This window comes from Marinobacter salicampi (assembly GCF_011074795.1).
GTDB lineage: Bacteria > Pseudomonadota > Gammaproteobacteria > Pseudomonadales > Oleiphilaceae > Marinobacter > Marinobacter salicampi.
Genome location: NZ_JAAMPF010000012.1, coordinates 333,810 through 358,484, shown reverse-complemented (window position 1 = coordinate 358,484; position 24,675 = coordinate 333,810). Strand labels below are relative to the sequence as shown.

18 protein-coding genes are annotated in these 24,675 nt (G+C 58.2%); 14 read left to right on the top strand and 4 right to left on the bottom strand.

What is annotated here, in order from left to right:
• Complete coding sequence (locus tag G7W63_RS06365) at window positions 1–1,191, top strand: efflux RND transporter periplasmic adaptor subunit (RefSeq protein ID WP_166254837.1); 1,191 nt, start codon at window positions 1–3, stop codon at window positions 1,189–1,191.
• On the top strand, window positions 1,188–4,292 hold the full coding sequence (locus tag G7W63_RS06360; RefSeq protein WP_166254834.1) for an efflux RND transporter permease subunit: 3,105 nt from the start codon (window positions 1,188–1,190) through the stop codon (window positions 4,290–4,292). The genes G7W63_RS06365 and G7W63_RS06360 overlap by 4 nt, the downstream gene beginning before the upstream one ends.
• A 118-nt stretch (window positions 4,293–4,410) precedes the next feature.
• Here the strand turns inward: G7W63_RS06360 and G7W63_RS06355 are convergent, their stop codons facing one another.
• A complete protein-coding gene (locus G7W63_RS06355) occupies window positions 4,411–5,433 on the bottom strand; it encodes a DUF5924 family protein (RefSeq protein WP_166254831.1) in 1,023 nt (340 codons plus the stop codon).
• 225 nt (window positions 5,434–5,658) lie between these two features.
• On the opposite strand from G7W63_RS06355, the gene efpL reads away from it, so the two are divergent.
• The 9 genes from efpL to G7W63_RS06310 all read left to right on the top strand — a co-directional run bounded on the left by efpL (window position 5,659) and on the right by G7W63_RS06310 (window position 15,970).
• Window positions 5,659–6,225, top strand: a complete 567-nt coding sequence (gene efpL, locus G7W63_RS06350; RefSeq protein ID WP_166254828.1) for an elongation factor P-like protein EfpL — start codon at window positions 5,659–5,661, stop codon at window positions 6,223–6,225.
• 317 nt (window positions 6,226–6,542) lie between these two features.
• Entirely contained in the window at window positions 6,543–7,991 is a 1,449-nt protein-coding gene (locus tag G7W63_RS06345) for a hypothetical protein (RefSeq protein WP_166254825.1), read from the top strand.
• 215 nt (window positions 7,992–8,206) lie between these two features.
• The gene (locus tag G7W63_RS06340) at window positions 8,207–8,662 is read left to right on the top strand and encodes an RDD family protein (RefSeq protein ID WP_166254822.1); all 456 of its coding nucleotides are present in this window, start codon (window positions 8,207–8,209) and stop codon (window positions 8,660–8,662) included.
• A 254-nt stretch (window positions 8,663–8,916) separates the two neighbouring features.
• Window positions 8,917–10,926 (top strand): TonB-dependent receptor plug domain-containing protein, encoded by a 2,010-nt coding sequence (locus G7W63_RS06335; RefSeq protein ID WP_166254819.1) that lies wholly within the window; start codon window positions 8,917–8,919, stop codon window positions 10,924–10,926.
• Between the two features lie 78 nt (window positions 10,927–11,004).
• Window positions 11,005–12,141 (top strand): HmuY family protein, encoded by a 1,137-nt coding sequence (locus G7W63_RS06330; RefSeq protein ID WP_166254816.1) that lies wholly within the window; start codon window positions 11,005–11,007, stop codon window positions 12,139–12,141.
• A complete protein-coding gene (locus G7W63_RS06325) occupies window positions 12,141–13,265 on the top strand; it encodes a hemin-degrading factor (protein ID WP_166254814.1) in 1,125 nt (374 codons plus the stop codon). The genes G7W63_RS06330 and G7W63_RS06325 overlap by 1 nt, the downstream gene beginning before the upstream one ends.
• Window positions 13,256–14,146 (top strand): heme/hemin ABC transporter substrate-binding protein, encoded by an 891-nt coding sequence (locus G7W63_RS06320; RefSeq protein WP_242634330.1) that lies wholly within the window; start codon window positions 13,256–13,258, stop codon window positions 14,144–14,146. Before G7W63_RS06325 ends, G7W63_RS06320 begins: the two co-directional genes overlap by 10 nt.
• The gene (locus tag G7W63_RS06315; RefSeq protein ID WP_166254811.1) at window positions 14,136–15,173 is read left to right on the top strand and encodes a FecCD family ABC transporter permease; all 1,038 of its coding nucleotides are present in this window, start codon (window positions 14,136–14,138) and stop codon (window positions 15,171–15,173) included. The genes G7W63_RS06320 and G7W63_RS06315 overlap by 11 nt, the downstream gene beginning before the upstream one ends.
• Window positions 15,173–15,970 carry a heme ABC transporter ATP-binding protein gene (locus G7W63_RS06310; RefSeq protein ID WP_166254808.1) on the top strand — a complete coding sequence of 266 codons (798 nt, stop codon included), beginning with the start codon at window positions 15,173–15,175 and terminating at the stop codon, window positions 15,968–15,970. Before G7W63_RS06315 ends, G7W63_RS06310 begins: the two co-directional genes overlap by 1 nt.
• A gap of 107 nt (window positions 15,971–16,077) precedes the next feature.
• On the opposite strand, the gene G7W63_RS06305 is transcribed toward G7W63_RS06310, so the two are convergent.
• From G7W63_RS06305 to G7W63_RS06295, 3 genes are all read right to left on the bottom strand, one after another.
• Window positions 16,078–16,284 (bottom strand): cold-shock protein, encoded by a 207-nt coding sequence (locus tag G7W63_RS06305; protein ID WP_027831301.1) that lies wholly within the window; start codon window positions 16,282–16,284, stop codon window positions 16,078–16,080.
• 256 nt (window positions 16,285–16,540) lie between these two features.
• Window positions 16,541–17,149 (bottom strand): hypothetical protein, encoded by a 609-nt coding sequence (locus G7W63_RS06300; protein ID WP_166254805.1) that lies wholly within the window; start codon window positions 17,147–17,149, stop codon window positions 16,541–16,543.
• Between the two features lie 91 nt (window positions 17,150–17,240).
• Window positions 17,241–19,127, bottom strand: coding sequence for a sensor domain-containing diguanylate cyclase (locus tag G7W63_RS06295; RefSeq protein ID WP_166254802.1), 1,887 nt, complete (start codon window positions 19,125–19,127; stop codon window positions 17,241–17,243).
• Between the two features lie 161 nt (window positions 19,128–19,288).
• On the opposite strand from G7W63_RS06295, the gene G7W63_RS06290 reads away from it, so the two are divergent.
• The 3 genes from G7W63_RS06290 to G7W63_RS06280 all read left to right on the top strand — a co-directional run bounded on the left by G7W63_RS06290 (window position 19,289) and on the right by G7W63_RS06280 (window position 24,646).
• Window positions 19,289–19,900 (top strand): DUF4202 domain-containing protein, encoded by a 612-nt coding sequence (locus G7W63_RS06290; RefSeq protein ID WP_166254799.1) that lies wholly within the window; start codon window positions 19,289–19,291, stop codon window positions 19,898–19,900.
• Between the two features lie 1,127 nt (window positions 19,901–21,027).
• A complete protein-coding gene (locus G7W63_RS06285) occupies window positions 21,028–22,536 on the top strand; it encodes an ATPase domain-containing protein (RefSeq protein ID WP_166254796.1) in 1,509 nt (502 codons plus the stop codon).
• Complete coding sequence (locus tag G7W63_RS06280) at window positions 22,514–24,646, top strand: putative bifunctional diguanylate cyclase/phosphodiesterase (protein WP_166254793.1); 2,133 nt, start codon at window positions 22,514–22,516, stop codon at window positions 24,644–24,646. Before G7W63_RS06285 ends, G7W63_RS06280 begins: the two co-directional genes overlap by 23 nt.
• Window positions 24,647–24,675: the final 29 nt, after the last annotated feature.

Here is a 24,675-nt window from a genome sequence, read left to right as displayed (position 1 = left end):
ATGCCTTGTTTCAAGTGTGCTGTTCCCTCCAGATCGATCCAGCGCTTTTTACTGGTGGCGAGTTTTGCCGCTGCTTTGGTTGCCTGCTCTGAACCAGCCAAACCCCCCGAAACCGGCCCGGTGGCTGTTTCCATCGTAGTTCTTGACGATTCCGAAGTACGCCCCTCCCGTGATTTTGTTGGCCGAACAGCGGCCTCGGCGCGGGCTGGCCTTATGCCGCGTATCGAAGCGGAAATCCGGGAAATCCTTTTTAAGGAGGGCTCACGGGTAAATAAAGGGCAGATTCTCGTGAGGTTGGAGGATACTCGTGCCAGCGCTGATCTCCAGCAGGCTCAAGCTGAGTTGACTGCGGCCAGGGCGGAGGTCGGGTCCGCTAACAAGAACCTGAAACGTGGTGAAGAAGTGGCGGGCAAGGGCTTCCTGTCCGATGTGGATCTGGACAAGCTCAAGGATCGTTTCAGTGCCGCAGAGAGTCGCCTCCAGGCTGCTGAAGCTGCAGTTCGCAAAGCCGATACCGACCTGGATTACGCTGAGATTCGGGCGCCTTTTGACGGCTGGATTGGACGGTTGAATTTCGATGAGGGAGCGGTAGTCAGTCCTGCCAGTGGCCCGATTACCGAGGTGTTGGTGACTGATCCCATGTATGTGGAGTTTCAGCTTGACGAGTCGGATTACGTTGCCTTTCGGAGGACCAGGAGTGGCGCTACCGAGCCTGCACCCGCCAGTCAGCTATTCCTGGAACTGACGCTTCCGGATGGGGTGCGTTATGACCAGGGGGGCATCCTTGACTTCGCGGATGTGCAGACGGATGCCAGCACCGGAACGGTTGCAATGCGGGCGATCTTTCCGAATCCGGATACATTGCTGGTGCCCGGACTCTATGTGAACCTTCGGATCGAGGGGCAAGCCGGCGACAAACAGGTGCTGGTTCCCCAGATGGCGGTTCAGGAAACCATCGAAGGCAAGTTCGTCCTGGTGGTCGATGAACAGCAGCGCGTAGCCCAGCGTTTTATCAGGACCGGTTCGCGCCAGGGTGCCATGCTGGTGGTGGAGAGTGGGCTTGAGGCCGGCGAGCGGGTGGTCGTTGAAGGGCTTCAGAAAGTCCGCTCTGGGATTAAGGTCAATCCGGTTCAGATGCTTATTGATCGCCAAACCGGCGCCCTCGCCAAAGCAGACGAGACTGCGCCATGATCAGTCGCGTTTTTATTCACCGTCCGAAGTTTGCCTTTGTAATATCCATCCTGATTACCCTGGCTGGGCTTCTGGCGTTGCAGGTACTGCCCGTCAACATGTACCCGGACATGGCGCCGCCTCAGATTCAGGTCACTGCCTCCCTGCCTGGTGCAAGTTCCCAGGTAGTGGAAGAGGCCGTTATCGGCCCGGTGGAACAACAGCTCAATGGGGTGGAGGGCATGATATACATCGAGTCCACCGCTTCAAGTGATGGCACAGCGAAGATTATTCTTACCTTTGAAAGCGGCACCGATACCGACATCGCCCAGGTCAGCGTTCAGAACCGGGTAGCGTTGGCTGAGCCTTACCTGCCCGACGAAGTACGCCGCCAGGGCGTCGTGGTCAGCAAGCAGGCAGGTAACATGCTGATGGGCATCAACCTCACGTCGGACCGCCCCGATCTTGACGGCGTTTTTCTGAGTAATTATGCCTCCAACAATTTGGTGGAAGCCTTGGGCCGGGTCCCCGGCGTGGCATCCGCTGAGGTCATGGGAGCGAAAGACTACAGCATGCGTGTCTGGCTGGATCCGAGGCGTATGGCCTCGCTCGATGTCACTGTGACCGAAGTAGCCGCGGCGCTTCGTGAACAGAACCAGATTGTCGCCGCTGGCAAGCTAGGGCAGGCACCCGTACCAGAAGGCCAGCAGTTCGTGTACAGCATCCAGACTCGAGAGCGGTTAGCCGACCCTGAGGCGTTTGCCGACACCATTCTTCGCGCCAGGTCCGGCGGCGGTTTTGTCCGGCTCAGGGATGTGGCGCGCATTGAGCTTGGCTCACGCTCTTACACATCCACAGCCAAGCTGAACAATCAGGACACGGCTTTTGTCGTGATCTATCAGCTGCCCGACGCCAACGCACTGGAGGTCGCGGAAAAGGTCAGGAAGGCGGTGGAAATGGCTGCAGCCAGCTTCCCGGACGGCGTACGTTACAGTGTGCTGTATGACACCACCGAATTCATCAGTCGATCCATCGAAGAAGTGATCGTCACCCTGTTTCAGGCAGTCGGCCTGGTTATCCTGGTGGTGTTCCTGTTCCTTCAGAACTGGCGCGCCACGCTCATTCCCAGCATCGCCATTCCGGTCTCATTGATCGGTACTTTCGCGGTCATGGCGCTGCTGGGATACTCCGTCAACACCATTACACTGTTCGGCCTGGTGCTGGCCATCGGGATCGTTGTGGACGATGCCATCGTTATCATCGAAAACGTAGAGCGAATTCTGGCGGAGGAACAGCTGCCTATCCGGGAGGCCGTCACCAAAGCCATGGCCGAGGTCACCGGTCCGGTCATAGCGACCACCCTGGTGTTGCTGGCCGTATTTGTTCCGGTAGCGTTCATGCCTGGCATTACGGGCAAGTTGTATCAGCAGTTCTCTGTGACCATCTCTGTGGCGGTGATCATCTCTTCGATCAACGCCCTGACTCTCAGCCCGGCCCTGTGTGTGGCATTGCTGGGCAAGCAGGATGCCGCGCCCATTCGCTGGCTCAGACCGTTCGAACAACTGATCACCATGGGAACCAGTGGTTACTCGAGCCTGGTGGCCCGCCTCCTGCGCAAAGGGGCATTGATAGGTGTGACCCTGATTGTGATTCTCATTGCCGGAGCGGGATTGTTCAAATCCGTGCCCTCGGCATTCGTGCCACCGGAAGATCAGGGCTTCCTGTTTGTGGATGTTCAGTTGCCGGATGCTGCCTCACTGGAAAGAACCGACGCGGTGCTTGAAAAGGTCACCGGAATGGTCCTGAACGATGCGGCAGTTACAGACTTCATCACTGTTTCAGGTTTTTCATTGCTGGGCGGTGCCGGCTCGAACAATGGTTTGGGCATCGTGATCCTCAAGGACTGGGAGGCTCGGACTACAGAAGAACTGGGTCTCGCTGACACCATTCCCCGCCTTTATTCCAGCCTGTGGTCGATCGCAGAGGCTCAGGTCATGGTGTTCAACCCGCCGCCAATCCCAGGGTTGGGCACATCGGCCGGATTTGATTTCCGCCTGCAGGACAACCAGGGGCGGGATGTTTCCGAGCTGGCTCAGGTTATGAACGGCCTGATTTTCGAGGCCAATCAGCGGGAGGCGCTCGCCGGTGTTTACAGCACCTACCGAGCCAATATTCCTCAATACCTTCTGGAAGTGGACCGGGACAAGGCCAAGTCGCTGGGTATCCAGCTGTCAAATATATTTTCTACTCTTCAGACCCAGCTCGGTTCACTGTACGTGAATGACTTTACCCGTTTTGGCAAGAACTACCGTGTACTCTTGCAGGCCGAGGGAGAGTTCCGGCAAAGTCCGGACGATCTTTCGTATTACTCTGTTCGCAACCAGGACGGTGATATGGTGCCGCTGACTACGCTGGCGAGCCTGAAACCGGTGCTTGGGCCTTCGAGCATTCAGCATTTCAACCTGAAACGGTCGGTAACGATTTCAGGTGAGGCCGCGGCCGGCTTTGCCAGTGGTGATGCCATCTTCACAATGGAAGTGCTCGCGGAAAATCTGCCGCAGGGATACGAGTTCAGCTGGGCCGGGCAAAGCCTGCAGGAAATACAGGCAGGTAACCTGGCGGCTGTGATCTTCCTGCTGGCGCTGGTCTTCGTGTATCTGTTTCTGGTTGCCCAATATGAAAGCTGGAGCCTGCCTGTTGCAGTTATCGGGGCGGTACCCCTGGCAATGTTTGGTGCTATGGCAGCGTTATGGCTGATGGGGCTGGCGAATAACATCTATGCTCAGGTAGGGTTGGTGTTACTGATCGGGCTGTCCACCAAAACAGCCATTTTGATCGTAGAATTTGCCATGCAGTTGCGCCAGTCGGGCACGAGCACGGAAGAGGCCGCTCAGAAAGCTGCCGTTCTGCGATTCCGGGCGGTACTGATGACCGCCCTGTCGTTCGTGTTGGGGGTATTGCCCCTGGTCTTCGCCAGCGGCGCTGGTGCAGCCAGCAGAATCAGCCTCGGCATCACTGTGCTGGGCGGCATGGTTGCAGCTACCGTTCTCGGTACATTGCTGGTGCCCATCTTCTACAAATGGATACAGACTGTCCGGGACCGCAGGCAGTCTGCCGCGTAGCGCGGTTCGGGCGGTTGCAGCCGTTTACGCTCTGCCCGCCGCATCAGATACCAGGCGATAAGGGCAATCAACGACACCACCAGAAGGATCAGCGCCGCAAGGGCTGCAGAACCGGGCGCTATTCCACCCTGAATCTCAGCACGCCGATCATCTGGCCGTGCTCCGTCAGCAACTGGACCTGCCACTTGCCGCGGGCGTCGTTGGGGAAGGCCAGCTTGTGGGTCCATGAGCGGTAGCCCGCTTCCCGGCCGCCCTCGATTGCCAGTGGTATGCGGTCAACCACCTCGCCCTCGTGCAGCCAGACATGGTAGATGGTCTCTCTCAGGCCCCGGGGCGCCCGTATGGCCGCGTAGGCATACAGCCCCTGGCGGTGGAGGTCATCATGGGAAACCACCCGGAAATTATTGCCGGGCACTTTGTCGGCGGTGTAGATGCGTGTGGTGATGGCCGCTTCCTGCAGCCACAGGGCCGCCGGCGGTACCCAGTAGCGCCCCCACCAGGCGATCGAAAGCAGCAGAGGCAACGCGACCAGTACCGCGAACCAATGGGATTTGCCCCAGTCCGGTCGGGTCTTGATGAAACCCGGAAGTGTCAGCACGCTGACGGTCGCCAGGGCAACGATAGCTGCGTAGTAGCTCTGGCCGGTGGTCATCTCGAACATGATCGGCAACGCGGTAAGCGTCAGCGCAAAAACGGCCAGGCCGTGGTAGAGCATCAGCAGCCACTTGCGCCGTGTAAGGGTGCCAAAATAGATAGGGTCGATAATGGACAACAGCCCGGCCAGGGCCAGAAGACTGGTAAAGACCGCCTGGCCACTGTTCCAGGAGGTGGTGAAATAGAAAAATGGCAGAACGAAAAAAAAGGATTCCTGGTGGACCCACTGAACCCCGAGCCGGCCCACCACGGGCGGAATCTCTCGGCCGGTATAACGGGTGAACAAATTTCTCAGGCCCCGCTCCAGCAGCAGCCAGACCCAGCCAAGCAGAATCGCCAGCACGATCCATTTTGCCAGTCCCTCCTGCCGGTCCACCAGCACGAAGCTGGCAACGCCGCTGGCAAAAGCAAGTACCGGCAACCAGGGCTCAAGCCTAGGCAGCATGCGCTGAATCAGGGGCGGAAACGTAAAAACAGGCTGCGACATTGGTTAATGGCCGGCTGACAACATTGAAGATGGACAAGACTCCAGGGCGTGTTGGCGTTCTGGAGAGGGAAAGGAATCGCGGCTACGGGTTTACCGTTGGTTGCGACGGGCTGCAGTGTACTCCGGTCACAAAACCGAAGACAATAGCGGCAACAGCCAGGGCTGACGGTGAGACCGGACTCCCGGGCCCTTAACGGCGTCAGGTGATTGTGGGAGTATTTGGGAATGCCAAGAGCCAGTGAAATAAAGAAGAGCGCAGCAGTGGAATACGAAGGCCGGGTCTACCTGATCAGGGACATCGAGCGCTCTGTGCCCCAGGGCCGGGCCGGGGGCAGCCTCTACCGGATGCGCATGTACGATGTGGTCACCAATGCCAAGATTGACGAGACCTTCAAGGACTCGGACATGCTTACCCTGGCAGACCTGGTCCGCAGGCCCGCCACCTTCTCCTATTCGGACGGCGAAGAGTTCGTGTTCATGGACACCGAGGACTACACCCAATATGCCCTGAATAGGGAGGCCATCGTCGATGAGTTGCTGTTTATCAGCGAGGACACCCAGGGCATACAGGTGGTTCTGGTCAGTGACGATCCAGTGGCGGTGGCTTTGCCGCCCACAGTGGATCTGGACATCGTGGATACCGCGCCGTCGGTAAAAGGCGGCTCTGCCACCGCCCGGACCAAGCCTGCCACCCTGTCTACCGGGCTGGTGGTTCAGGTGCCTGAGCACATCTCAACCGGCGACCGAATCAGGGTCAACGTAGACGAGCGCCGGTTTCTCGGCCGCGCCTGAGTTGAACCAAATCTCTGGTTAATCTGCCGCACTGAAATAGAAATACCAGCTGTTTCAATTTGTATCCCGGCGGCCGGTCCGGCCGCCAGACTGCCCATCGTCGATCACCGCTTCTCCTGACTTTCTAAATTAAAATTAATAACTTGGCTGGCTGATCCCTGATTACAGCGCGGTGACATTGGATGTCGTTGTGTATGCGTCTGTAAGTGTCAGTTTTCCGTCGATTTTAAGCCCCTGAAGAGGGATCTGTACCCCAAAAACGCGCCCATTCCATCGATATGATCTGCTCCACGTTGTCAATAAACTGGTGCAAACAAATGTCATATCGCGGCAAAAAACTATCAAAGCAGGGATTGCTGATGTTACCTCTGGCTGCTTTGCTTTCCGGCTGCGGTCTGGATCTGGCTGACGGCGTGAGCGCCGGGGTCGGCTCGGGTGATGCCAATGATTCGAGCGTTGCTGTCTCTGGCGCCGCTGTAAAAGGGGTGATCCGGCAGGGCATAGTGACGGCAAACCGCCTTGAAGCCGACAGGAAGACCGGCCATTACGGCCCGGGTCGGGTGGCGGCCAAGGCTGTGAGGACAGCCGATGATGGCAGCTACAATCTGCAGATGAGGGGCAAGGCAGAGGGTTGGGCACTGGTTGAGCTTCGGGCGGACGATAGCACGCGTATGGTCTGCGATGTGGTGCCCTCCTGCGATCAGGCCGATGCCGAGCCTGTGGCCTTTGGCGAGACGCTTGGTCTGGATCGCGAGTTTATTCTACGTGGCGCCGGCGACCTGAGTGCCGAGACTATTTACCTGACACCGCTTACCCACCTGGCTGTAACTCTGGCGGAACGCGGCGAGGATGGCCTGTCTCCGGCCACCCTGTCGAACGCCTATCAGGCAGTGGAAGGCTGGTTTGATCTTTCTGCCGGCGCCCTGAGACTGGCGCCACCGGATCTGACCAGGCTTGATGACACCGATAACGTCTCTGCCGATGCCCTTCAGGTCGCGATTGTCAACGCAGCCTTCCTGGCTCTGGTTAACGAAAAGCCCCAGTGGCAGTCCATCGCCGATGTGCTTGCGGATGTGACTGCCCAGATCGAAACAAACGGACTGATCGACATTACCGGCGACGGCGTCAACCTGGCGCTGGCCGACGTGGTTTCAACCGCCGCTCTGCAGGCATCCCAGCTTCAGTTGGCGGTGGATTCCAGTGTGATAAGTCATAAGCTGGTATTGGTTGAGTATCGCAATGTGCATCGTCTGAAGACCATTGCCGACGTCTACGAGGACACCGATACCTCAATTGCGGACAACGACAGGGACACCACTGATGGCCCGGATTCCCCGGAAACCGTGACCGATCCTGTTAGTGGTCCGGTAGTTTCGGATACCGATGACGCCACCGTTGAGTCGCCCACTTCCGGGACCGATACTCTGGTTGGCGGCACTGATTCTGGCAGTACAGATACTGACAGCGATCAGACGGATACCACGACCGGCGCAGATGTTCCCGCCAATGCTGCTCTGCTCAGCTGGACAGCGCCTTTTACGCGGGTCAATGGCGACAGCCTCAGCATGGGTGAAATAGCCGGCTATGAAGTGGTCTACGGAGTTAACCCGGACGCACTGGATCAGAGCATGGCCATTGGTGACGCTTCAATTGATGAGCTGTTGATTGATGAGTTGGGTGAAGGGACCTGGCACTTCGCCATCCGCACCCTGGATACTGATGGCAAACCCAGCCAGTTGTCTGAAGTACTCACCAAGCAGATCTGACTTTCGTAAAGGTCCGGTTTGTCAAAAGGGTGCCAGAAGGGTGGCAGAAGGGTGGATCGACCCCGGGTCGTTTCACCCTTTTTTATTCTTCTGGCGCATAAAGCTACATTTGTTTTCAAAACAAACCTGCCGCGGTGCCCCGCTTTTTCCTAGACTGAGCACTGGTTTCGGATGAACAACACACGGTGCAAGGCCGTGCAAAGGACACAGTTGCTATGGAAGATCGGGAATACGCGGGATTCTGGATCAGAACCGGGGCGTCGTTAATCGATTCCATGCTGGTACTGATAATCACAGGCCCGATCCTGACCATGATTTACGGTGAGTATTACTGGCGTGCCGACTCTTTTGTGGTCGGGGGCTGGAACCTTCTTTTCACCTACGTCCTGCCCGCCATCGCGGTAATAGCCTTCTGGATCTACAAGTCTGCAACACCGGGAAAGATAGCCACCAAACTGGTGATCGTCGATGCGCGAACCGGTGGCAAACCTTCATCAGGGCAATTCATCGGGCGCTACCTGGCTTATTACGTGTCCATAATTCCGCTGTGCCTTGGTATGCTCTGGATCGCTTTCGACCGTAAGAAGCAGGGCTGGCATGACAAGCTTGCCGGCACAGTCGTACTGCGGAATTACCTGCCCGAACCGGTACCGTTTGAGGTCGAGGCCTAAAGACCGGCAGCCCGGAGTCCAGCCAGGACTCTTTTCCCCCAAGGCCTGAGGTCGGAGCGCCTCACCTCGGGCTTTATCTTTGCTACGAATTTACCCGGCCCCCTGCAATCGTGGTGCCTCTGTGAACCCAGCCCCAATCCTTCTCGGAATACCTCCTCTACCGATAGAAGAATAAATCCTGTCAGCCTTGACATTGATCATTATTAAAATAAGAATGATTCGTATTACGATTATTAAAAACAGGAAAGGCTGGGATGGTCTGCAAGAAATTCGGTTTGTCTACGCTCGTTTTACCCGCCCTTATGTTCGGGTGGACCGGTGTGGTTCTTGCCGACAGCGACGGAGCCTATCTGGACGAGCTGGTGGTAACGGGTACCCGTACCGCAAGGTCGGTACTGGAAACGCCGGTGCGAACCGAAGTGGTCACCAGGGAGGAGATCGAAAAGGCCCATGCCCGTAACGTCAAGGAAGCGCTGGAAAATGTGCCGGGGCTTCAGCTTCGGGAGATCCATGGTAAAGCGGGCCATGAAGTCTGGTTACAGGGCGTGAGCGCGGATCGTATCCTTGTACTGGTCGACGGGCTGCCGGTCACCGCGACCACAGGATCGGCGGTGGACGTCAGCCAGCTCACCCTGCTCGAAGTGGAGCGGATCGAGGTCATAAAAGGCGCGGCCTCGGCCCAATACGGCAGTGCGGCCATGGGGGGCGTGGTCAATGTGATTACCCGGCCGGTAGGTCAGGGACTCGCCGGCAGCCTCCGGCTTGACGGTGGTACCTGGGGTGACCAGAACCCCAGTGGCGACGACTGGGACCTTGGCCGCTACAGCAGTCGAGTCATGGCTGAGGCCGGGAGTGGGAGCTTCGGCGCCCGGCTGGTGGGAAGCTTCGACCACTCGGACGGCATTGATCCGGAGCCCTCTGACTGGCATCGCCCCGGCGATGAGTATGACCGGGCTGAACTGGCCTCCCGTTTTGACTGGCGCCCTTCCTTGGCGAACCGTTTTGTGGCCCGGGCTTCTGTTTTTGAGGAGTCCCTGGGTTCCCGCTACTCGGAACGCCTGCCCGGCAGAACCGTGCGTCAGGGCAAAGAGGAAGAAGTTCAGCGCTGGCGGGCGGAAGTGCGGGGCGAGCACGACCTTGTTGCTGACCTGTCCGGCTTCTGGGCGGTGGTCCACGAAGAGCTGGAGGACGACACCTTCAAGTACTCAGCCATCAGCCGGTTCGATGACCGCGAGGCCGATATTAGCCTTTCTCAGGTCTCGGGCCACCTCCGGATTCCCGTTGGCGATACCCATGACCTGCAACTAGGGGCGGATACGCGACGGGAAACCCTGGAGCAAGTAAAAGACGGCCGGTCCGAGCTTTCCCAAAGCGGAGAGTTCTCCCGGGAAAGCTATGAACTCTGGCTCCAGGACACCTGGATGCCCTCGGAGCACTGGGAACTGGTCGCTGGCATTCGTGGCCAGGAAGATTCCGATTTTGGCTCACATTTCGCGCCCAACCTCAATGTCCGCCTGGATCTTGTGGATAACGATGCCCTGGGGCTCTATGCCCGCGGCGGCATCGGCAGTGGTTATCGGGCGCCCAATCTGAAAGAGCGCCACTACCGGTTTGACCACAGCCAGCTCGGGTATGTGGTGGAGGGAAACCCGGACCTGGAGCCGGAAACTTCCCTTGGCTACCAGCTCGGCTTTGGCCTCCACCATCGCAAAACCCTTTGGTTCGAAGCCAACGGTTTTCTTAACGAAATCGATGACCTGATCCAGACTGGCCTTGACCCGGACGCAACTGATAGCCGAGGCGACAATGTGTCGGTGTACCGCTACCACAACGTCAGTGAGGCCAGGACCTGGGGCCTGGATACGACGGCTGGCGTCCGTCCGGCTAGCGACTGGCAGCTGACCGCCGGCTATACCTACACCCGAACCGAGGATGTGGAGTCCGGCAAGGAGCTGAACCGTCGGCCCAGGCATCAGGCCAAGCTGGCCCTGGACGGGCCGGGTGGTTTGCCGGGCCTGAGCTGGTCCATCCGGACCCGATACCAGAGCGACGAGTTTGTGGACTCAGCCCTGGGCACTGTATCGCCCTCGTTCACAGCCACGGATATCAAGCTCAACTATCAGGCAACCCAGTCCCTGGCACTCTTTGCCGGTGTCGACAACGTCACCGCAGCCCAGCGGGATTTCGCCGATCCGGATGATTTCCGACCCGTGGCCGGACGGTTTATCTACACCGGCCTGGCCCTCGAATTCGGTACCCGATGAACCCTTAGCAGCCCTGATCAGCACGAAACCCCGGCTGGCCCGCCAGTCTACCAATAGCCAGTAACAAGGAAGAACCTGATGACCATACCCACAACCTCCCTGATGCGACTGACCCCGGCCCTGGCGCTTCTGCTGGCTGCCTGTGGAGGTGGCAGCTCCAATGAGATCGAGGCCCCGGCTGAACCTGCCGACAGTACCGAAACCTTCATCGAAAAGGCTGTTTCCGCCCAGGATGCCAGCAATCCGCAGTACCTGAACCTGGAGACCGGCGACCTGGTAGACGACTCTGGTGACTGGCACATGGCCTTCGCCAGAACCACGGTGCAGCTCAACGGCGGCGCTTCAGGTTCCGGCTCCGTCGCAGGTGCCCTGGGCGCGGTCCAGGATGATTTCTACGACGCCAGCGGCGACCCTGTGGCAAATGTCTTCCTGAACGCCACCGCCGACTCCGAACTGGAGCACCTTGCGGGTGAGTTCGCCCGCCCGGATCGGTGGATATTCGATTCCGTAGGCAGCGAATTTGGCAATGACTGGTACGTCTACAACTTCCAGACCCATGAGGTATCCGCCAATGATACCAACGGATGGCTGATTAGATCCGGTGAAGGCAACAGCTATGCCAGGGTTCGGGTCGAGGAGCTGGCCTACCAGGCTGACCCGCGCACGTTCAGGCTGGCTTTTAACGTGCAGCCCGAGAATACAAGCCAGTTCACCACTGATGTCACCTGGGCCGGCACCATTCCAGAGCAGGGGGGCGACCAGTGCTACGACTTCGACAGCGGTGCCGAGGTTGCCTGTGACGGTGCGCTCTGGGACCTGAAGCTAAGCTTTGGCACCCGATCCCTGGCTCTGGTGACCAACAGCGGCCCATCAGGGGTGGGCGACGGCGGTGCCTTCGGACCTTTTGAGTGGGACACCCTGGCCAGCTACACCAGTGCCACCACCTCACCGGATGGCGGTGACCTGACCGGGCATTATTCCGCAGACGTCAGCACCGGCGTTTTCCTGGAACACACCTGGTATGCCTACAGCCTTGAGGGTAACCATAAACTCTGGCCCAACTACCGGGTTTATCTGGTACACACCGATCCCAGCGACGACCAGGCGCCCGTTTACGCGGTTCAGATCATCAGTTATTACGGTGAAGACGGCACCAGTGGCCAGCCGGTGATTCGCTGGAAACAGGTTGCCCTGACTGATGGGGAGGTACGGTGATGGAACAGGCTGTTTCACAATCAACCCGCACGGCAGCGGACGCCGAATTAACCTCCCGGTGGGAAAACCTCCGGGCCGAACAGCCCCAGCTCCGGATTCGCCAGGCGGCCTCCCTGCTGGGTGTCAGCGAACGGGATCTGCTGCTATGCCGGCCGGCAGAAGCCCTGAAGCGTCTGCGTCCGGAGTTCGGTGACATCCTGACCGCCATGGAATCCGTAGGGGAAGTCATGGTACTGGCCCGCAATGAGCAGGTGGTCCATGAAGTGACCGGTCAGTTCCAGAATTTCCGGGTCAGCAGTTCCGGTGTCATGGGCCTTGCGGTGGGCAACGTCGACGTGCGGGTATTCTTCCGTCACTGGACAGAGGGGTACTGGGTTCGGGAAGAGGTGCGGTCCGGTATCCGCGAAAGTCTTCAGTTCTTCGACCCCTGGGGCATGCCAGTCCAGAAGATCTACCGGGTGGAAAAAACAGACCCCGGAGCCTGGCAAAGTCTGGTGCAGAGGTTCACTGACCATGATCTGGCCCGGAGGGGTCAGCAGAAACAGCGCAAAAAGGGTGTCCGCCCTGTTCCTGCACGAACCGACTCGGCAACGGTTGATGTTGAATCCCTTCGCCGGGGCTGGGCGGACCTCAAGGATGTCCACCACTTCAACGCCTTGCTGCAGGACCACAAGGTGGACCGGTTGACGGCTCTGGAGATGATCGGGGCTGACTGGGCCCGCAGATTGGCAGATGCCGTTTCAGCCACCGGCAAAGCAGAAAAAACATCGCCACTGGATACGCTTCTTGAGCAGGTCCGGGATGCGCAATGCCCAATCATGGTCTTCGTAGGCAATGTCGGCATCGTGCAGATTCATACTGGCGTTCCGGCCAATGTCCGCCGGATGGGCGACTGGCTGAACATACTGGACCCCGGGTTCAACCTTCATGCCAATACCTCCGGTATTGCTCATTGGTGGATAATTCGGAGGCCCTCGTCCGACGGCATCATTACTTCGGTGGAAGGGTTCAATGAGGCAGGGGAACTGGTGCTGACCCTGTTTGGCCACCGCAAACCAGGCCAATCCGAAGACACCACCTGGCAGGCCGAAGTGAAGAGACTGGAGGAGCGGCTATGCCCTTGATGAGGGGAGTTGCCATTGTCCTTATCCTGCTGACCCAGGGTGTGTCAGCACAGCCACTGGCTGAGGCGCGAAGGGTGATCAGTGCCGATGGCTCCATTACGGAAATTGTCTATGCCCTCGGGGCAGGGGACCGGCTGGTAGGCGTGGACACGACCAGCAGCTATCCCCCGGCGGTGCGCCATCTTCCGAAAGTGGGTTACCTTCGGGCCCTGCCCCTGGAAGGGCTCCTGGCACTTGAACCGGATGTGCTCATAACAACCCATGAGGCCGCGCCTGAGGAAAACCTCCAGCGCCTGGAGCGGGCAGGGGTTCCGGTGGTCCGTTTTGATGTGCCCCGTTCTGCCGAGGACGCCCTTGAGCGTATTCGCAATGTGGGCGCGGCTCTGGGCCGGGAGCGGCAGGCTGAAGCGTTGACCCGTGATCTGGAAACGAGCATTGGGGCAACCACCAGGGCGAGGGCGCAATCCGGGCCTGGCCCTGGTGTTCTCTTTTTGCTTGCTGCCGGAAACCACGGCGTGATGGTGGCGGGCAAGGACACGGCCGCGGATGCGCTGATTCAGATGCTCGGCGCCCGCAACGTTTCAGCGGGTGTGAGCGGCTACAAGCCGGCCAACCGAGAGGCCATTCTGGCCACGTCACCGGATGCCGTGGTGATCGCAGAAGCCAGGCCGGGCCAGTTCCGTATTGAAGACTGGCCTGAGATCGCCTCCCTTGCCGCCTGGCGTGAGGGCCACAGATACGTGGGCGACAGTATGCTCCTGCTGGGGTTTGGCCCCCGCCTGGGCGAGGCGCTGGCGGATTTTTCCGCCGCTCTGCCGCCGCTTCAGGAAGCTTTTAAAATCCGCCTGCTCCCGCAAAGCACGGCTCACCATGCTCATTGATGCTGCCGGGCGCGTTAGCCAAGGCCCGGCCCTGGTTGTTATGAGCGGCCTGGCTCTTGCTGTGGCGCTGATCTCCCTGGCCAGCGGCGCCTATCCTCTGGCCCTCGTTGACATACTGGGTCTGCTCGGGGGCCAGGACAGCAGTGATCCGGTTCACCATATGGTGTTGTTTGAGGTTCGAATGCCCCGCCTGCTGCTGGGGTTTCTGGCCGGTTCAGTGCTGGCGGTATCCGGGGCCATTCTTCAGGGTTTGTTCCGCAACCCTTTGGCGGACCCGGGGCTAATTGGCGTTTCTGCAGGTGCCGCCCTGGCCGCCATTACCGTGATTGTGCTCGGAGGCACGGTTCTGAGTGGCTGGGTTGACCTCCTGGGGCGCTGGGCTCTGCCCCTGGCGGCATTCGCCGGCGGCAGTGGCACCGTCTTCCTGGCCTGGAAAATTGCCCGAAGAGCCGGCCAGACCTCAGTGGCCACCCTGTTGCTGGCTGGCATCGCGATTAACGCCGTTGCCGGGGCAGGAACCGGGCTGCTGACCTTCTATGCCGACGACAGCGAGCTGAGATCCCTGACCTTCTGGACCATGGGCAGTCTTGGTCAGGCCAGTTGGGACGACTTGGTGGTGGCAGGGCCATGGTTACTGCTGGCACTCATTCTGGCCCCCTTGCTGGCCCGCCCGCTGGATGCCTTCCTGATGGGCGAGCAGGTGGTCGGCCACCTGGGTTATTCCACCCTCGCAGTTAAGCGTGGGGCGATTCTGATTGCGGGTCTCGGGGTCGGGGCGGCGGTGGCGGTAACCGGACTGATCGGTTTTGTTGGCCTGGTCGTGCCCCATGTTGTGCGCCAGTTGCTGGGTGCCAGCCATCGCACGGTGATTCCCTACAGCGCTCTGGCCGGAGGCACCCTGCTGGTGGCTGCCGACTGTATAGCACGGGTGGTGGTCGCGCCGGCGGAACTGCCTATCGGGCTGATGATGGCCCTGATAGGCGGCCCTTGTTTTCTGGCTCTGCTTTTACGCACGAGGATGGTGTGATGCTGCTTGATGTTCGCGCGGTCTGTATTGAGCTGGCCGGTAAAAGCATTGTTGGCGACATAAGTTTTGGGCTGCGGTCTGGAGAATTTACGGTCGTCCTTGGCCCAAACGGCGCCGGCAAATCCACCCTGCTTAAGGCCCTGGCCGGAGATCTCTGCCTGACCCGGGGGGAGGCGCTGTTCAATGGTCGGCGACTGGACGAATGGCGGCCCCCTGAGCTGGCCCGAAGCCGGGCGGTCATGCCCCAGCGGGTGGAGGTGAATTTTCCGCTCACTGCTCGGGAGGTTATAACCCTTGGCAGGCCGGCCCGCTCGGCCAGGGCAGCGGACCCGGTTATTGATGAGCTTATGGAGCTGCTTGACGTTCAGGCCCTGGCCAACCGCTCCATGCCCACCCTCTCCGGTGGCGAGCAGCAGCGGGTCCAACTGGCCCGGGTGCTGGCGCAAATATGGGGCAGTCCGGCACCCCGGTTGTTGTTGCTGGACGAATGCACCTCGGCCCTGGACCCGGCACACCAGCAGATGGTTTTCCGGCTTCTGAAGGAGCTTGCCCATGAGCAGGGCTTCGGGGTGCTTGCCGTAGCCCACGACCTGAACCTGGCGGCCCAGCATGGGGACAGCCTGATACTTCTCAGGTCGGGGTCAATGCACAGTAAGGGCTGCCCTCAGTGGGTGCTGACGGAAACGGCGCTGTGGGAGGTTTACGGTCTGGCTGCACGGGTCACACATCAGCCCGAGGGCTTTCCCGTGGTCATTCCTTCTGGACGTACCGGAGATCTGTTGAAGACGGCTGTTTGAGAGCGCGAAAGAGATGGGGAGACAGGGGGCCAGCCCAGGGTCGGGTAGGAATTTCAGCCATTAAAAAAGGCAGCCGAAGCTGCCTTTTTTACGTCAGTTAGCTGTTATTAAACAGCAACCACGTTTTCTGCCTGAGGGCCTTTCTGGCCTTCAGTGACAGTGAAATCTACCTGCTGGCCTTCAGCCAGAGTCTTGAATCCACCGCCTTGAATAGCGCTGTAGTGAACAAAAACGTCTGGGCCGCTTTCACGAGTGATAAAACCAAAACCTTTCGCTTCGTTGAAGAACTTAACGGTACCGGTAGTAGTCGACATAATACTTTATCCTGATATTGATCATTTTAAATGCTGCCACCCCATCGACATGATGGCTGGTCAGCGGACGTGCGGAAAAAAACGTGCGGAATCAAAAACAGGACGATGCACTACCAGTAACAACAGAGAAACGTCTTATTCGTGAAGCTGTGCCAAATCTTTCCTACCCACTCACCATACAGGCTATTTGCCGGATTTGCCAAGCTTATTGTTATAAGTACAAACCCGCGCCTCTGTTATCTCTCTATGCAGCGCTCTACTCGCCCTGCCGAGTCTCCTGTTCAGGCATCCCGACACCTCTCAGGATTTCCTCGGTCAGTTCTTCCCAGGTGAACCCATCCAGTGCCAGGTGGGTAAACAGGTCGGGCAGGTCCCCGGAGGACAGCAGCACAGTGGTCTTGGTCGGGGCAAAAGCGATATAGGCGGTTACTTCCCCCAGGTCCATCACGCCCACTTTTTTGCCCGAGGCCGGCTCCAGAGTGAGTTGACTCATGGCTTCGAGCTCCTGCACCAGGGCTGGGTCGTCCACTTCGTCATAGTCGCGATTGAAGATATAGCCCGGCACCTGGTTCATCTGGAAATCCGGCGTCCCCCACTGCGGTGGCGTGACCACGGTCACGTAGAGTCCCTTGGCCTCATCGTAATTAATGATCTCGCCTTTACCGCCCATAAAGGTAGCCCCTACCAGCGAGCCAAGGGGAAGACGAATGGGGTGGGCTGAGGCATTGATGGTAACAGCTGGTCCTTCAGTCCGAGGTTCAAGCGGGCCGAGGGTCTCCAGCTCCGTAGCAGTAAGGGCAGACGAAAACATCAGAAGCGCACCTGTGCCCAGGTAATGGCGGATGTTCAGCATGATCAGATCCATTGATAGGTTGCCAAAAGGTTATTGAGGCGCCCTGGCCGAGTCAAAAACATTTGATAAGTGGAGGGGGAGTCAAAACATGGGTAAGCCGAGGCTAGCAGAGTTTTGCCGGGGCTCCGTAAGCTGTGACCTGGTTTCGACCCTCCTGCTTGGCCTGATAGAGCGCCTGGTCTGCCCGCTTGAGGAAGTCGTCGACGGTATCGCCGGCTTGGGGCACGGCAGCATGAACGCCCACGCTGATGGTCAGGTCGAGCGGACCGATGCGGGTACTGATCGCCGCGTTGGCAACACTTCCCCGAATACGCTCGGCGGTCTGGAGCGCCGTCTGGCCGTCGACATGGGGTAGCACCACACAGAACTCCTCGCCACCATAGCGTGCCGCAAGGTCGGCGGGCCAGCGGGAGTTGACCTGGATCCGCCGGGCAATCTCGACCAGGCAGTCGTCGCCCACCTGATGGCCATGGCTATCGTTGATTGGTTTGAAGTGATCCACATCAATCAGCAGCACGGCACGGGGCTTCTGGTCGACCCGGGCCCGATTGAAGGCATGGGTCAGGTGGCGCTCGAGGGAACGTCGGTTGCTGATCCCCGTGAGCTGGTCAGTATCGCTCAGTTGCTGCAACTTGCGGTTGGCTTCCTCCAGCTCTTCGGTACGCTCTTGCACCTTCTGCTCAAGGGTCTCGTTGGCCTGGCGCTGGATATCCAGGGTTCGGGCCTGGGCGGCCTGGGCTTCATGCTGAAGTGCCATGCGCTGACGGGTTTCGGTATTGATGCGCTCGGCAATGGCCATGGACAGAAGAATGGCTTCGACGGCAGAACCGATCTGCCAGCCGTGTTCGGTAAACAGGTTGCTTGGCACCAGCCCCCATGGTTTCAGGCTGTAGGCCAGTCCGCCAACAATAAGCATGGTCCAGGCCATCAGGAAATAGCGTGCTGCCGGATTGCCGCTGCGATAACTGTTCCAGCCGGCGAACCACAGTATCAGCGCAGTTGTCGAGGCAATCGGATTGGCCAGACGTATAGAAACGTAGTAGTCCAGGAAGATGCTCAAAGCCGCCACCAGCAGGGCTGCGTACTGGGTAAGGGCAATAAGCTGGTCGGTCCGGGGCTGCTCCTGCCTGGTCTTCAGCAGCACCCTGGCGAACTGCATGATCATCCACATGGCAAGACACACCAGCACGGACAGGGCTTCCCGGGTCCACCAGGGGCTTTCGAGACCAAAGTAGGTATAGCCGAGCCCGTTGAACAGCGTGAAGAAGGCGCCCTGGTGCAGGACGATGGCGCAGATATAGTAACCGTACACCCTGTCCCGCAGTGTCACCAGGAGGAAGAAGCTGAACACGGTCATGGCGACGATCAGGCCCTGGTAAAAGGTCAGCCAGGCGCGATTCGTCAGCAGCGCCTGGTCCAGGCCTTCGTCGGTGTGAAGATACAGTGGAATGGTGAGCGTGTCCGGTGTGTGTCCGTAGAGGTAGTAGTAGCCATCGCTGTTCGCCGGGATGGTGATTGGGAAGACATACCTGTGGGCCTCGTGGGGGCGCTCGGGGGGTGGCAGCAGGCGGCCGGAGGTTAGGGTGTTGAAGCTATCATCACTACCTGGGGCATATAGCCGCAGGACATCTACAAACGGGGAGCGAAATTCAAGGTAGCGGGTCAGGGGTTCTGAACGGGTATTCTTGAGACGGAACCGGACCCAGTAGCCGGCGCTGGTGTAGCCGAGATTGAGGACTTCGCTGTTGGCTGGCTTGAAGTCGGCCTGGCGCTGGCGTACTTCAGCGAGACTCAGGTTGCGCCCCGGATCCTTCAGGTAGGCAATGTGGAACCCGAGCTCAATGGTGTGGTCGGGCTGGGGCAGGGCGATAGCTTCCTGGGCCGCGGCTGGAGTCGACCACAGGCTTAGCCACGCCAGTAGCAGGACGAGCCAATGGTAGCGGACCGGCCTCGGCTTGTGGCTTGGGAAAAGCTCAGATAAGAGACGCAAATACAGCTCGCCACCAGATAGATTTTCAATGCTAATTATTAGCTAATCCGCAGGCCTGATGTGCTGCAATGCGTAGGGGAAATGTTGTGTTTATGTTGCCTGCCGGGGAAGATTGGCAGCGCAACCAGAGTCATCCCTGAAACAGGCATCCGGAGATCCCTATGCAGCAGTCCGCCCAGCTCACCTGCGCCCTCGACAAAATCGACCAGGCCAACCTGGCCGACCCCAACCGGGAACAGGTCGGCGACCAGACCCTGCCCAAGGAATTCGCCTATAGCCAACATATGACCCGCTGGCTGTTCCGGCTCGAATCGGCGCCGTCGGAGCGCATGCAGATCGCTTGCCGGGCCCAGCATATTGAACGTTGGACCATGCCTCGCGAGAGCTTCCCGGAAGGTCGTAAAGCTTATTATGAATGGCGCCAGGCCTGTGGCCGGTTTCACGGGCGCCGAGCGGCAGAAATCATGGGTCAGTGTGGTTACCCCCGGACCGAATGCGACCGGGTGGAAACCATTCTGACCAAGCGGGAACTGCGCAAGGACCCGGACACGCAACTGCTGGAGGATGTTGCGTGCATGGTGTTCCTGGAACGTTACTTCGAGGAGTTCTACGATCAGAACAGCGACTATGATCGTGAGAAATGGCTCAGGATCGTCCGGCGCACCTGGGGCAAGATGTCTCCCCGAGGCCATGAGGCTGCGTTGGCACTCGCGGGGAGTATGCCGCAGCGACTGCAGAACCTTCTGAGTGAGGCCCTGTCGGAATCAGAATAAGCGTTGCTGAAAAATGGTGGATAACCCGAGCTCAGCTGTTGTGCTTTATGGGCAAAAACAGCCGGCAGGAGAAAAGGGGCGAAATGTATATTTTGTAACGTTCCGGCCATGTTTTATCCAAAAGTAAGCTGTCTAATACTCTTTTATGCGATCGATTTTCGGTTCGAACCTGTTGTCCGAACTGGCTTTTATTGGCGTGTTGCTCGCCAGACTGTGGGCCCTCAGTTGTTTACTAAAGTCGTACACGTTATGCATATAAAGGAGAATTTTGTATAAATTATATTTTTAATGAAAACAAGGGGCTGGGGTCTGTTTGACAGAAAAAACGGTCGTGCTATCTTTTAATTACCGTCACGGATGACAGGGAAGGGAATGAGCCAAGGAGGCGACTCCGAAGGATTCGGAGACTGAGCAGGGAGAGGGAGAATAGCTTAGGGAACTTTTAAGCTTATTCTGACAAAGAGGTTACCTCCATTGTGGGGTGGCCTCTTTTTTTTTGTCACGTATGCGGTGAGCGGTATATTGATGAGCTTCAGTTGCATAAAACACATTATGGTTGTGTAATCCAGGCATGGAGCGGGGTTTTTTGCTTGACGAACGCGCCAGAAATGTTACTTTATGTATATCCGTCACGGACGACAGGGAAGGGACAAGCGCCACGAAGGCATCTTCGGAAGGATCCGGAGACTGAGCAGGGAAATGGAGAAACGCTCAGGGAGTTTTTAAAATTTAGCTAGTATGTGAGTTTTTACTAGTGAGAAAGAGGCCGCTACCAGGAAAGGTAGAGCCTCTTTTTTTTTGCCTTAAATAGCGGTACGTCCACCGCGAAGCTGAGAGCTCTGGCATGGAGGCTTGCGGTCACGGCTTTGCCTCTGGTGTTAAGGGTCAGCCAGGCGAATGCCTGTTAGATGACTGGGTGAATGGAGCAGGAAAGATTGCTGTTTGTGGATGATTTGTTTGCTTTTTTGCCTTAAGTTAATGAACCTCGATGCGAAATTTGCTAGCATTTTTTGCTTTGGCGGCACCGTTTCGGGCCTGCTGTGGATATCGGCTGGTGTCGCTGGGAAAAGTACCTGGGCGATGCTAGGGCTGAGCGTTATCTCATTCTCCGGGAGCAAGCTATTGCAATGACCCAGCAAAAAAAAGACGTTGTAATGCCGGATGCGATCTCGACAGGTGTCGAGGGCCTGGATGGCGTTCTTAACGGAGGCCTTACGTCCAATCGCCTTTATCTGGTTGAAGGTTCACCGGGCGCTGGCAAGACAACACTTGCATTGCAGTTTCTGATTGAAGGTGCAAAGCACGGTGAGCGGGTTCTCTACGTCACCCTTTCCGAGACCGAAGCCGAGTTGCGGGCGGTAGCTGCCTCTCATGACTGGACCCTTGAAGGCGTTGATATCCATGAAGTAATTCCGGACGAGCAGACACTGGACCCGGATCAGCAATACACCATGTTCCTGCCATCGGAAGTCGAGTTGGGTGAGACCACCCAGGCCATTCTCTCCAGTATCGACGCATTGAAGCCCACCCGCGTTGTCATTGATTCCCTTTCTGAGCTCAGGCTGCTTGCGGGCACGCCGCTGAAATACCGTCGTCAGGTGCTGGCCTATAAACAGTACTTCGCCAAGCGCAACTGCACGGCCATCATGGTGGATGACAAGACTGCCCACGGCAGTGACCAGGAAGTGAAGAGTATCGCCCACGGCGTTATTACCCTTGAGCAGGTCGAGCGGGACTATGGCGCGGACCGTCGCAGGCTGCGGATACAGAAATACCGGGGCGTCAGCTTTCGTTCGGGCTTTCATGACTATTCCATCCGTCACGGTGGCCTTGTGGTCTACCAGCGTCTGGTGGCTGCTGAGTCCAGGGGCAGGGTTCACCAGGACAAGATCAGTTTCGGCACAGAGGCCTTCGATGAGCTTCTGGGCGGTGGCATTGAGCAGGGAACCAGCACCATTCTCAACGGGCCCTCGGGCACGGGTAAATCTACGCTTGCTGCCCAGTTTGTATCCTCCGCGGTAAAGCAGGGTTGCAAGGCGGCTGTGTTCCTGTTCGAAGAGTCTGCCAATACCCTGCTTAACAGGTCAGAGCAGTTGAATATTGACCTGAAAACGCCGATAGCCGACGGTCGGGTTACCCTCCAGGAAATTGACCCGGCCGAGCTTTCCCCTGGAGAACTGGCGTATGTGGTTCAGGAAGCGGTCGAGAAGCGGGGCGTAAAAGTGGTGGTGCTCGACAGCCTGAATGGCTACCTGAACTCTTCTCCCGATGAGCGTTTCCTTATCACCCATCTCCATGAACTGTTAGCCTATCTGGCCCAACGTGGGGTTGCGTCCATGTTGGTTGGCGTTCAGTCTGGTCTTGTCGGTACCATGAGAAGTGCCATTGACATAAGCTACCTTGCGGACAACGTTTTACTGCTTCGTCACTTTGAGCACCAGGGCCACATCAAGCAGGCCATGTCTGTGTTCAAAAAACGTGGCGGTGCTCACCAGAAAATCATTCGCGAGCTGACGATCGGCTCAGAAGGTCTTCAGTTGGGAGACCCCTTAAAGAACTTTCATGGTGTATTGACTGGTGTGCCAGTCTATACCGGCGACAGGGATAGCCAGAATGACGGGCCCGCTCACTACTGAAAACGATGCCTTAGCCAGGCGCTTCCTCGTGTGCTCAGCCACCAGCAGAGATGGCGAGATAGCATGCAAGGTGCTGTCGTCTGCAGGTATTGAGTGTCAGATATGTGAGGATGCCCGGGCGCTTCAATCGGAACTGGACCGTGGTGCTGGCGGTATCCTGACCGTAGAGGATGCCCTGGTGGACTCGGTGCTGGATGTGCTCCGGGACCATGTCGAACGCGCACCGGACTGGTCGGACCTGCCCATACTGGTGTTGGCTGGCAAGGGTGCGGACTCTCTGCCGGTCCAGCGCGTAATGAACCTTCTGCGGAACGTGGTACTGCTGGACCGGCCGGTTCGCACGGCGTCCCTGATTACCAACGCCCGCTCCGCCCTCCTTGCCCGTGGCCGGCAGTATCAGGTGAAGGAAGCCCAGGAAAAGCTTCACGACAGTGAACAGCGCTTCAAGTCCATGTTCGACAATCATCCGGATGGCGCGTTTGTCCGTGATCTGGATGGCCGCATAATTTCCGCTAATGCCGCCCATGAAGAGCTGCTGGGCTACAGCATGGACGAGCTTCGTTATCTGCCCTTTGCCACTTATGTGGCGCCGGAGAAGCAGAAGCAGGAGCAACGCTCGTTTGCCGAGGCGACCCGGGGCGTACCCCAGAAGTTCAGTACCCGCAAGATCCGCAAGGACGGCAGCCTGGTTGATGTTGATATTGTGTATTTTCCGGTCGTTGTTAACACGGAAATCGTGGGTGTACACGGGGTGGCCCGGGATATTACCGAAGCGAACAGCCAGAAACGCCGCATCCGATACCTTGCAACCCACGATGCGCTGACCGGGCTCCCCAATCGCACCATGCTGGACAACCGGCTCAACCATGCTCTGGAACAGGCCAAGCGTTCCAAGGGGCAGGTCGGCGTGCTGTTTCTGGATCTGAACCGGTTCAAGCCTATCAACGACAGTATGGGTCATGAGCAGGGAGATGAACTGCTCAAGATCATTGCCAGCCGCCTCAAGCACGCCGTAAGAGATGCCGATACTGTCGCCCGTCAGGGCGGAGACGAGTTCGTCATCGTGCTGGAGGATCTGGCTTCAAGCGAAGACATGGTGACCGTGGCCCAGAACCTGATTGAGGCCGTGGCGCAGCCAGTCGAGCTTCATGGCCATGAAGTCAGCGTGTCTACCAGCATTGGTGGCAGCGTCTACCCAAAGGATGCGGAAGACGCCGGCACTCTGCTCAAGTACGCCGACATGGCCATGTACAAGGCCAAGGAGCAGGGCTCCGGCATGTTTCTCTTCTACGACAAGCAAATGAATCAGCATGTACTGGAACGCCTGCTGATGGAGAATGCCCTCCGTCTTGCGCTTCAGAACGACGAGCTGGAAGTGCATTACCAGCCGCGCATTAATATTCGTACAAAGAAAGTCATCGGGGTTGAGGCTCTGGTGCGCTGGAACCACCCCCAGAAGGGCGTCATCCTGCCTGCTAATTTTATACCGCTGGCAGAAGAAATCGGGCTCATCAACCAGATCGGCGAATGGGTGCTGCGTACCGCCTGCACCCAGGCCCGAACCTGGCAGAAACTGGGCTTTCCACCGGTGCGTATGGCCGTGAATATTTCCGCCTACCAGCTTAGCTCGCCTTTCTTTGCGGAAAAAACCCAGGAAATTCTGGCCGACGCGAACCTGAGTCCCGGCAGCCTGGAGCTGGAAGTCACGGAGAGCAGCCTGATGAAGAACGTCGAAATGAGTTGCGAGCTGCTGGGGCGTCTGCGGACCCAGGGCGTGCTGATCTCGATGGATGACTTTGGCACCGGCTATTCATCCCTGGCGCAGATCAAACGCCTGCCGGTGGATACCCTGAAGATTGACCAGTCCTTTATCCGCAACATCATCGACGACCCCAACGACGCCGCCATTGTCTCCGCCACCATTGCCCTGGCGCAGCACATGGGCCTTAACATCGTCGCGGAAGGGGTCAACTCCGAGAGTCAGGTGGACTTCCTGCTCGACCGTAACTGTGAAGAAATGCAGGGCTACCTTTTTGGCCGGCCCCAGTCATCGGTCCTGACCACGGCCTTATTGAAGAGTGAGCCTCTGGTTTCAGTAGCAGGGCTTTAGCCCCGGGTTTAATCAGGTTTGCGTTGTAC